Origin of the sequence: Mycoplasmopsis citelli (genome assembly GCF_900660645.1) — a bacterium.
GTDB lineage: Bacteria > Bacillota_I > Bacilli_A > Mycoplasmatales > Metamycoplasmataceae > Mycoplasmopsis > Mycoplasmopsis citelli.
The window spans coordinates 1,081,190-1,091,453 of record NZ_LR215036.1 but is presented as its reverse complement, the minus strand read 5'-3'; the positions used below and the strand labels follow the sequence as shown (position 1 = coordinate 1,091,453).

General features: G+C 25.1%; 8 protein-coding genes. 6 read left to right on the top strand and 2 right to left on the bottom strand.

Going from position 1 to position 10,264, the window contains the following annotated elements; translation table 4 throughout:
• The first annotated feature begins 172 nt into the window (after positions 1–172).
• From EXC58_RS04070 to EXC58_RS04045, 6 genes are all read left to right on the top strand, one after another.
• The gene (locus EXC58_RS04070; RefSeq protein WP_129725753.1) at positions 173–1,615 is read left to right on the top strand and encodes a hypothetical protein; all 1,443 of its coding nucleotides are present in this window, start codon (positions 173–175) and stop codon (positions 1,613–1,615) included.
• 33 nt (positions 1,616–1,648) lie between these two features.
• Positions 1,649–2,266 carry a hypothetical protein gene (locus EXC58_RS04065; protein WP_129725752.1) on the top strand — a complete coding sequence of 206 codons (618 nt, stop codon included), beginning with the start codon at positions 1,649–1,651 and terminating at the stop codon, positions 2,264–2,266.
• A 183-nt stretch (positions 2,267–2,449) separates the two neighbouring features.
• Positions 2,450–3,760 carry a hypothetical protein gene (locus EXC58_RS04060; protein WP_129725751.1) on the top strand — a complete coding sequence of 437 codons (1,311 nt, stop codon included), beginning with the start codon at positions 2,450–2,452 and terminating at the stop codon, positions 3,758–3,760.
• A 139-nt stretch (positions 3,761–3,899) separates the two neighbouring features.
• Entirely contained in the window at positions 3,900–5,204 is a 1,305-nt protein-coding gene (locus EXC58_RS04055; RefSeq protein ID WP_129725750.1) for a hypothetical protein, read from the top strand.
• 125 nt (positions 5,205–5,329) lie between these two features.
• Complete coding sequence (locus EXC58_RS04050; RefSeq protein ID WP_129725749.1) at positions 5,330–6,622, top strand: hypothetical protein; 1,293 nt, start codon at positions 5,330–5,332, stop codon at positions 6,620–6,622.
• 228 nt (positions 6,623–6,850) lie between these two features.
• The gene (locus tag EXC58_RS04045; RefSeq protein ID WP_129725748.1) at positions 6,851–8,272 is read left to right on the top strand and encodes a hypothetical protein; all 1,422 of its coding nucleotides are present in this window, start codon (positions 6,851–6,853) and stop codon (positions 8,270–8,272) included.
• Positions 8,273–8,387: 115 nt separating this feature from the next.
• On the opposite strand, the gene prmC is transcribed toward EXC58_RS04045, so the two are convergent.
• Positions 8,388–9,113: a peptide chain release factor N(5)-glutamine methyltransferase gene (prmC, locus tag EXC58_RS04040; protein ID WP_129725747.1), complete on the bottom strand. Its 726-nt coding sequence runs from the start codon at positions 9,111–9,113 to the stop codon at positions 8,388–8,390.
• Positions 9,113–10,189 carry a peptide chain release factor 1 gene (prfA, locus tag EXC58_RS04035; RefSeq protein WP_129725746.1) on the bottom strand — a complete coding sequence of 359 codons (1,077 nt, stop codon included), beginning with the start codon at positions 10,187–10,189 and terminating at the stop codon, positions 9,113–9,115. The genes prmC and prfA overlap by 1 nt, the downstream gene beginning before the upstream one ends.
• Positions 10,190–10,264: the final 75 nt, after the last annotated feature.

Genomic DNA, 10,264 nt, shown 5'->3' with positions numbered 1-10,264 from the left:
TTTGAAAACTCAAAAATAACGCAAGTAATGCGTATTATATTATTATTATTATTATTATTATGTTTAATATATCCTATATTAAAACTATTTTGAAATATAGGATTTACAAATAAAAGGTTTAATTAACCATGGCTTTTATATTAAATACAAATTTTTACGAAAAGAGGATACAATGAAAAAAATATTATTTGAAATAGGACAACCAATTTCTAATGTCGCACAACTCTCTTCGGTTGTATCTAGCAACCCCAATTCAGAAAGTATAAGTAAAAATCTTGAAAAAGATTTAACTAAAGAACAAAAAACTTTTATAGATATTTCTGATGAATTATGAGTAGAGAATAAGGATCTTTTAAGTAAATTAACCAATTTGATTGTTGATAATGGAAATTCTAAACCAAAATCTGTTAATTTTTTAAAAAATGAGGAATTTCAAGAATTATTAAAGCAATTTTTGAATAAATTATTCGAAAAAAAATTAATTTCAAAAGAAATATATGATGAAAAAATTAATAATATTAAGCTAATTAGTGATGAAGAATTTAAAAAAATTGTTTTACAACTTTCTGAATTTTCATTTGAAGAATCAGTTTTAAAGAAAAAAATATTATGAGAAGTTCCGGAAGAACTTAAATTCAAAAATAATAATAAATTTGTTCTTTTAGATGAAAATAAAAAATATCGATTAAATTTCGTAACAGGAGACAAAAACACAAAAGCTCTTTCTTTAACTTATCAAAAAGTAAAAGAAAAAATCGATCAGATGGTAATGTTAAAGGAACTTATGAATGAATGAAAAGCAGCAAACGTTACAAAAGCAATAGCATTAAAAAGAGCTCTTGGATTAAGCGCGTCATCTATTTTATGAAATAGCCTTTCGATTTCATTTGATAGAATAATATCAACAGCAGGGGCGTTCGGAGCTTTTTTGACTTCTGTTTTATCAATGGATTCATATAAACAAATGACAGAAATTGAAAAAGACATCGAAAATGCTGAAAAAAGAGTTGAAGAATATAGTAAATGATTTTTTAATATGGGGGATCCTTTTAAATTGTTAAAAGAATTACAAAGTGATATTTCAACACACGCATCTTTGGTTAATTCAAGTATAGGCTTAGTATCATCAAGTTTTCGTTTTTTAAATAAAGAATTACCCAAGAATTTTTTGGGAAAATTTTTAAAAGGATGAGAAAAAGTCACAACTACAAAAACATTTGTTCGTTTTAATTTAGGAAACGATTTTCTTGCGATTTGATTAAATAAAGATGAAGAAGAAAGAACAATTGAAAAAATTGAATATATATCACAAAAAGAAAAAGAAATTGACGATCTTTTGGAAATATTAAATAAACAACTTGATAGTCTTAAGCAAGATAAATGGGTTGTTATTAACGAAACAAGACAAACAGATTATTATTTTAATAGAGGAAGAGGCGGAAGAAATAAAGTTTTCAGAAATCTTAAAAGTGGTGAAGAAAAAACACTTGATGAAATGCTTAAATATAGTAAATCTCAATTAAAAAAATGAGGACTGCAAAAAGTACATCATCCTAAAAAAGGTTGATACATCAGAACAATACCAAACAAAATTAAAGAAGATAACTTGGGATAATTATTAATCCCTTGTTTAAATTAAATTTTACTTATGAAATTTAACAAAAATAAAATCATAAAATTTTTACATATCTCAATCTTTTTTGGTGGTCTTAATTTATTTTTAATTAGTTGTTCAAATCTAAAAACATTTACAAAAATCCTAAAAGAAAAATCAACGGAGGGAACACATATTAATTTTTCTCTAGTACCTCCTCAAATAATTAAGGAATATTTTGAAAGTTTTAAGATTCTTTATAAAGCGGGATTTTTTTACAAGCTATTGCTTGTACCTGATCAAAAAACTAGATTAATTGAGGTTCAAAGTATTGATTTTGATCATGATGTTAATCAGCAAAGTTTTCGCTTTAGATATTTGTCTGATATTGTCAAAGCTGAAAAATTTTATGAAGTTGCTATGTATCTTAGTTCAGTTAAAATAGGAGAAATTAATCACCAATTATTAGATTTGAAAAATGAAGAACTTCTTGTAATGGATTTATCTCAAAAATGAGTTGAATTTGATTTTAATAAAAAAGATCAGTATCTACCAACAAAATTCGATGAAAATGGAGATTTTATTATTCAATACAAGATTCGTGCTAAAAATACCAATCAAATAAATAATTACTATACCAAAATCCAAATAAATAAACAAAAACAAGATTAATTATGTAGTTAATTTCCAATTTTAAATATAAAACATTATATAAAAAGGACTTTATTGTGCAATGTACAAAAAAGTCCTTTTAATTTGCTTTTTTAGTTTATTTTATTCTTTATAAGATAAATTGCTATTTATTTTTTTGGGATTTTTGCTATATAATTTATCTTAAATTAATAAGGAGATTTTATGAAAAAGAGATTATCAAAAATTTTATATAGTAGCATCTTTTTGAGTGGAATTGGAGTTGTATCAGTAAGTTGTTCAACAAATCAAAAGCAAGGTCAAGGACAACAACAAGGACAACAACAAGGACAACAAGCTAATACCAAAGACGCTAATCATTTAGATTTAGATTCAAGTTTATTAAAACTTAATTATGTACCTTCAAAAATTGTCAAAGACTTATATGAAGGAGGAGTTTTTAGTAAGTTAGCATTAATTCCTAGCACTAAAGAAAACTCAATTGATATTAAATTTGGAAATGTTGAAGATAAAATTAGCCAAAATCAATTAGGTTTTTTAGAAAATTTTTCAAAAAATCCTTTAGTTACACAATATGCTAGCAAATTTTTAGAAATTTTACCATTTACAAAATTTAAAGATGCTTTAAATGGATTTAAAATCGGTCAAATTAATCAAGGAACTGAGAAAAATAAAACCAATGAGTTTTATCAAAATGATGAATTTTTAGTTAAAGACTCTTCAGAAAATTGAACAAAACTAGACTTTACCAAAAAAGACCAATATTTACCAATAAAACTTGATAAAGATTCAAATTTAGTGATTGAATATCAAATTAAACACGAGGGATCAACTCACCCAGTTACATATAATAAAGTTATTCAAACCAATAATAATGAAGGAGCTTTAAACACAGAGACTGCTGATAATTTAGCAAATTTAGCAACAGAAAATGAAGAACAAATTAAAGCTTTTGCTTTAGGAATGAAGCTAGATCCTGCTAATATTCCTTTACTTAGCTCATTTTTTACTAATTTAGATTCTGAATTTAAAAACTATATTACTTTTTTAACTGATAAATCTTCAAAATTAAGTGATAATTTAATTAAATTAGTTACAGATGCTAAAAATAAAACATTAACTAATAAATCATTTATTGATCAATATTTTGAAATTAAGCAATTTTTCGGAGAATCATTACAAAAACTAGTTAATCTTTTTGTTAAAAAAATTAATGAAAGCAAAACCTTAACAGCTGAACAAATCAGTGCTAAATTAGATGCCTTAAAAAAACCAATTGAATTAGTTAAAATTTTAAGCACTGAAAAAGAATCTCTTGATTTAGTAATTGCTTTTATTGAAAAATATAAAGATTCCAAAAATCAAGAACAAGATTTTAAACTAGAAAGTCTTTTAAGTCCAAATAAAAAAGCTTTACAGTGACTTGGGGTTGACCTTAGCGAATTAGAAACATTACAAGCAACACCAAAAGATCTTCTCTTAGTTATTTCAAGTCTACTAGGAAATAATTTTTAAACCTAATATTCATTAAAATTTTCAGATATTTCATTAAGGCAAGAATTATTTCTTGCCTTTTTTATCTAATTTTTGTGAAGAAACGAATTATTTTTATTAGTTATATTTTAATAACATTTAGGATATAATAGAATATATTATGAAGAAAAAAATAGCGAAAATTTTATATAGTGGGATGTTTTTAGGAGCAATTGGTTCTCTTTCTGCAGGTTGTTCAACTGATAAAGTAACTGTTAAACAAATTCAAAATAATAATATTGGAGCTAATCACATTGATTTATCAGATAGTTTATTGATGCTACGTGAAGTTCCTTCACAAATTGTGAAAGATTTATATGATGGCGGTTTTTTAAATAAATTAACTTTAGTTCCAAGTGATAAAGCAAATTCAATTGATATTCAATTGATTTTAGTAAAAGAAAATCCAAATCAGAAATTAAATGAATTAATAAAATTAATTAAAGAAAATCCACTTCAGGAAAAATATATATCGTCTTTTCAAGAGTCATTATCAAAAAATTTAATAAAAGGATTTAAAATTGGTGAAATTCGTCAAGGTAATGTAAAAAATACCATTCACGAATTTTATGAAAAAGACACTTTCTTTGTTAAAGATAATAAAGGAGAATGAGTAAAATTAGACTTTGCAAAGAACGATCAATATTTACCAATTAAACTTGATTCAAATGGAAACTTATTAATTGAGTATAAACTTCAAGAAGAAGATTCTCAAGAAGCAATCGTTTATGAAAGAAAAGTGGAAACTAATAACGATCAAGAACCACTTAAAAAAGAAATTGCTGATGCATTAACAAATTGAGTTACAAGCAATGTAAATTTAATTAATCAAAGCAATGCTTTTTTAGCTGGACTTCCACTTTTATTAGAAGCTTATAAAGAAAAAATTGATAAATTAGATCCATTATTAAAAGATTTTGTTAATTCCTTAGCTGAAAGATTTTCTATATGAGGTAAAGAATTTTCTGAATTTGTTGATCATTCAAAAAATCAAACCTTGACTAATAAAATACTTAGTGAAAAATACTTTAAAACTAAAGAATTATTTACCTTTTTTATTCAAAAAAGTTTTGAATTATTTGAAAAAGTGATCATTAAAAACAGAAGTATAAGCGATGATCAAATTAATAATCAAATTGAAAAAATTAAAAGAGTTATTCAAGAATTTAATAAATCTAAATCTGAAGAAAATATTTCAGAAAATGTTAAAAAATGAATCGAATTTTTAAATGAATACGAAAAAGATCATTCTAAAGATCAATTACTTTCAAATAACGAAACTGTTTCTGAACAAGATGAAAAAATCATTAAATGATTAGGCTTTGACTTGAAAAAGATAAAAGATTTAAAAGCTACAACTAAAGACATATTATTGCTTTTCTCATGATTATCTAATGAGCTTTTTCCAAATGAGGAAATCAGTTAATAAACTTATTTATAGACAATACTCAAAAGACAAGAAAATTCTTGTCTTTTTATTATAATTTAAAGTTTATTTACATTTTTTGATATTAATAGATATAATTATTTTAAGATATAATGAGGTGTAATATGAAAAAGAAATTAGTAAAACTTTTATATAGCGGAATATTATTTACAGGAATAGGAAGTATTTTAATTTCTTGTGCAAGTAAACCACAAATGCAAACTAAAACTCCCCCAAAAGAAGAAGTTATAGAAAATAACAAACCACCAGTTCAAGGAAATTACCTTAATTTATCAAATGATTTAACACAAGTTTTTGAAAAAAATTTTCCAATATTTGATGATTTGTATTCAAGCGGATATTTTGATAAGTTAATTCTTTCGCCAACTCAAAAAGATCATTCAATTGATATTCAAACTAACGGTTTTTCAAAACCAATTAAAGAAGGTGAGCAAGAACCAGATTTTCTTAAAGGATTCTTTACCGATTTTTTAAATGTACCAAGTTTTGTAAACTCATTAAGTAGAGTTAAAATTGGAGAAGTGAATCAGTCAAATCAAAAAAATGCAGACAAGCAATTTTACGCTAAAGATGAGTTTTTTGTTAAAGATGCTTCAGGAAAATGGGTTAAGTTAGATTTTGAAAAACAAGGACAATATTTACCAACTAAACTTGAAGATGGAAAATTGCTTGTCGAATATAAAATTAAACACGAAGGTTCAAATGAATTAACTAATTACTATAGTTCTCTTAATATAAGTGGAAATAGTAAAGATCAAGTTCCTTTAAGTAATGAACTAATTGATAGTTTAGAAAAATTCCAAAAAGCTAATGCATCTAAAATTGATAACTTTAGAAAAACTTTAGAAAATTTTAGTAAAAAAGCAGATTCATATACTAATTTATTATCCACAATAGATCCTCAATCCAAAACATTATTAAATGATTTAAAGGATAAAATTACAGATTTATCAGATACTATTTTAGCTTTTGTTGAAGAAATTAAGCAAAAAAGCTCAACTAATTTTACATTGATTCAATATTACTTTCAAATTAAAGATGGCATTTCAGATATTTATAATAAAATCATTGATTTAGTTTCTATTGTAGTTGAAAAAAATAGAAATTTATCAAAAGAACAAGCTCAAAATTTAATTAATTCTTTAAAAGAAATCTTTACAAAAGTTCAAGGTAAAAAATTATCATATCCATTTAAAGCAATTGAATATTTTTTAAATTTAAATGAAAATGCAATACAAAATGATCGTTTACTTTTTAACATAAATGATTTAAATAACTATCAACAAGTAATATTAAAACTTTTTGAAATAAACCAAAATAAACTAATTGATTTAAAATTAAAACCTTCAGATATAGTTTTACTTTTAGCCCAAATTTTTAGCTTAAATCAAGCATAAAAAGCCAAAAAAAGGATTTAAATCCTTTTTTTGTTTAATTTTTTAAAATAATCCAAAAATACTTGATTTAAGCCATTTAAAAATGATATTTAAGATTTAAAATTGATAATTTTAATAAAGTACAAAATCTTCTTTTTTTGTTCTTTATTTGTGAAGATCAAGCAAATAGTATATTTATAATTAAAAAATCTGATAGTACAATTTTTATAGTACAATCAGGAGAAATATATGAAAAAGAAATTAATAAAATTCTTATATAGTGGAGCATTTTTTGCTAGTATAAGTGCAGTTGCAATAAGCTGTTCAAATTCTCAAAATCAAGAAACTGCTCCAGGAAAACCAACAAATACTAATCAAGAAAATAATAACAATCCTTTAAATTCACCACAAGACCCGACAACAAATAATCAACAGAATATGGAAAATTCAAATACACCTTCTCCATCTCCTACTAATGTTTCTGAAAAAGAACACAAAGGTGAACACATTGATTTTTCAAAATCTTTATTTGAAGTAGCTAAATATGATAATTGAATTGTGAAAGATTTAAGTGAAAGTGGATTATTAAATAAATTAGAACTTGTTCCTAACGGAACAAATAATTCAATTGATCTTAAAATGATTGATTATTCAAAAGAAAAAGATGCTCAAAGTAAAAACGAATTGGTTGAAAATTTCATCAGTTATTATTTTGATTTAACTAATTTTTGAAAGGCAATGACTTTCTTTAAATTAGGAGAAATTACTCAGGGAACTCAGAAAGATAAAGTACATCAATTTTATGAAAAAGATCAGTTTTTAGTTCAAGATTCAAGTGGAAAATGAGTAAATTTGGATTTTAAAAAAACTGGGCAATATTTACCTACAAAACTTGATAAGGATGGTAATTTAGAAATTACATATAAAATTCAACATCAAGATACAAATGAGTTAATTACCTATCATTCAACTATTGAAATTAGTAAAATCGATCCCAAAGACCCAAAATATGAAGATCACAATTTAAGCAATGAAGTGCTTGAAGATTTTGAGAAATTTATTACCCAAGAATCAGATCCAATTGGCAAAGCTCATGGTAATATGGATCAATATCTTGTTTTAGCAAATACATATAAGCTAGTTTTAAATACTTTAGATGATAAAACCAAAAAAGTTCTTGATGAGATGATTCATTATCTTCAAGTTGCTCGAAATTGAAGTCAAAAATTTGCTCAACAAGCCGAAGATAAAGCTTTAACTGTTGGAAGTGTTCGTCAATGATATGTTCAAGTTAATGTTTCACTAGCGTATATTTTTGAAAAAGCTATTGGTTTACTTGTTGATTGAGTTAATGCAAATCGAAATTTATCTAAAGAAGAAATAAAAACAAAAATCGATCAATTAAAGGAAATTTTAACAAAAGCAAAAAATAGTTCAAATCAATTACCAATATTTAAAATGCTTGAAAATCTTTTAACTAAATATGAGGATCTAAAATCTAAAGATAGTGTACTTTTAACCCAAGAAGATTTAACTAATAAAGATAAATTAATTGTTAAATGACTTGGAATTGAAAACGAAAAAGATGTTTATGATTTAAAACTTAAAGCAGTTGATGTTTTATTATTATTTGATAAAGTATTTGAGTTTTTTAAACCAAAACAAGGTTAATTTTTAATCCTTAATAAAACAACAAAAAAATTGTTCCTTGTTTTTTTACTTCTATTAAGAATTTACCTTTTTATGGCGCTTTGTATTATTTTCAAAAAATAAAAACAGCATTATTTTAACTAATGCTGTTTTTTTGTCAAACAATAACAAAACGTTCTTTTCCGCTAATATCTTTAATGATTTTAATATTAAAAACTTTTTTCATATTTACTCAAAATTTAGAGTGAAAAGGATTAATTTCAAAAATTATCATTCCGTTTTGATTTAAATATTTTCATCCATCTTTTAAAATTTGTTTGTAAAAAAATAAACCATTATCTTGAGCAAAAAGAGCTAAGTGAGGTTCAAAATCTAATACACTTTGATTTAAAATTTCTTCATTAGAAAGATAAGGAGGATTGGAAATAATTAAATCATATTTATCATTAACATTTTCAAATAAATTCGACTGAATAATTTCAATATTAACACTATTAAGCTTAGCGTTTTGTTGTGAGGAAGCAATTGCTTCATTGTCAATATCTACACAAGTTACAGTTAAAGATGGATTATTTTTCTTTAAAGATATTCCGATAAACCCGCTTCCACTACATAAATCTAAAATTTTGACAAATTTATATTTTTTAATTCATTGCAATGCATAAAAAATTAATTCCTCGGTCTCATAACGTGGAATTAAGACTTTTTGAGATACATCAATTCGAACATTTGCTAAATCCACATATCCAATAATTTTTTGTACTGGATATCCTAATTTAAGCATCTTTTCTTCATTTTTAGATATTTCTAAAGGTAAGTTATATCTTCTTTTTTCAAGCAATAAATCTTCTTTGGTTGGCATTATAATCCAGCTTCTTTGATTTTTTCATTTTGTTCTTCAGTTAGCAATGCATCAATAATTGGATTTAATTTTCCTTCCATTATTGGACCTAGTGAAGTTGAATAGGAAATCCGATGATCAGTCACCCGATCTTGTGGGTAGTTATAAGTACGAATTTTTTCGCTCCGATCACCTCGACCAGCTAATTTACGATACATTGATTCTTCTTCTTGTTTTTTCTTAAGTTCAATATCATAAAGCTTAGATTTTAAAATCCGCATGGCAATTTCTTTGTTTTGAATTTGACTTTTTCCTTCTTGACAAGAAACGACAATATTAGTTGGCAAGTGAGTAATACGCACTGCTGAATCGGTTGTATTAACTGATTGACCACCATTTCCAGAAGAACGAAACACATCAATTCTTAAATCTTCACTTTTAATTTCAATTTCAATATCTTCATCAATTTCAGGCATTACAGTAACTGTGGCTGTCGAAGTGTGAACCCTTCCTTTAGTTTCAGTAACTGGCACCCTTTGCACTCGGTGTGCCCCAGATTCAAATTTTAGTTTTGAATAAGGTTTATCTCCTTTAACAGCAAAAGTAATTAGTGAGAAACCTCCTGAATCTGAAGGAGAAGTTTCTAGCACAGTAACTTTCATATCATTTGCCGAACAATATTTAGAATACATTCGAAATAAATCTCCTGCAAAAATATTCGCTTCATCTCCTCCAGCTGCTCCCCTAATTTCAACAATTACATCACGATTATCATTTTCGTCTTTAGGTAAAATGAGAATTTTTAATTCTTCACTAAGCTGAAGCATTTTGTTTTCTGCTTCTGTAATTTCTCCCTTGGCAAGCAGCACCATTTCTGGATCTTTTTCCAGAAGCATTTCTTTGGCACTTTTTAAATTTTCTTCAGCTTGTAAATATTCGTTAAATGCATTAACAATATCTTTAATTGAATTAATTTCTTTAGATATTTGAGTATAGACTTTAATATCACTAACAATTTCTGGATCGGCTAATTTATTTTCTAATTCATCATACTTTTCTTTAATTTGAATTAGTGACTTATACATTGTATTTTCCATATTGTTTTTATTTTATCAAATCTTTAATTTACATTGGATTTTTTAATGTAAATATTACCACAAAATGGCCATTTA